This window comes from Thermodesulfobium sp. 4217-1, assembly GCF_039822205.1.
Lineage (GTDB): Bacteria > Thermodesulfobiota > Thermodesulfobiia > Thermodesulfobiales > Thermodesulfobiaceae > Thermodesulfobium.
This window is the reverse complement of sequence record NZ_JBAGBW010000065.1, coordinates 1-811: the sequence shown is the minus strand read 5'-3', so window position 1 is coordinate 811 and position 811 is coordinate 1. Positions and strand designations below refer to the sequence as shown.

Annotated in this window: 1 protein-coding gene; it reads left to right on the top strand. The window is 33.3% G+C overall.

The genetic code is table 11. From position 1 onward, the window contains the following. Positions 1-239, top strand: a 239-nt coding sequence (locus V4762_RS09990; RefSeq protein ID WP_347315353.1) for an ATP-binding protein, incomplete at its 5' end; no start/stop codon positions are given. Positions 240-811: the final 572 nt, after the last annotated feature.

The window sequence follows — 811 nt, the reverse complement described above, 5'->3', positions numbered from 1 at the left end:
GTAAGAATCTCTTTGAGTTGATCTATAAACGTAGAAAGCAATCGTCCACTATATTCTATTTCCAATTTTGCCAGGAAGGTTGGTATAAAAGATTTGGCAGTAATGATAACCCATTAGCTGATGCCATTCTTGACCGTATAGTACATGATGCATACAAAATCAATATCGAATACATTGACCAGCCTAAAGAAATGCCAATGCGTGAAGTATTTGGATTAGATAAATCGCAAAGCGAATAATTATTTCAAACCAGGTGGCTCCCCGATTCCGGACAGTTGGTACCATTCATACTGGAATCGTGGAGCCGAGACACCATAATATACACTTAATAAATAGCATTTTAAAGGGGGTATATTATTAATAGATGAGAGTAAGGGATAAACTTCAACTTACACAAGAATAGGTTTTACTGGTAACTCACACAAAGCTTTTGGTCTTTGAACTGATTATCAAATTTGTTAAACAAAAATGATGAAAAAATTACGCAGTTTTTACACCAATACTAAATCCTAAAAAAGACTTAAACATCAACGTTTACAAGGATTTTTATTCTGCTCAAGTGTCAAAGATGGAATATTACATAAAGCTGTTATATCTTCAGGGCTTACCTCGTAACTCTCAGAATCTTTTTTATATTCTCAATTCTAAGGTTTTAATTATTTAAATATTCTTGATGTGAACTGTGTATTCTTTTGTAAACATCTAAAGATGCCAAAAGATTTGACATATCTATATTGACGCCAAAGAGGGGTGACAAAATCAGTGTCTCCTTAATTTACTTTTATGGTGACAAAATCAGTGTCCCTTGACA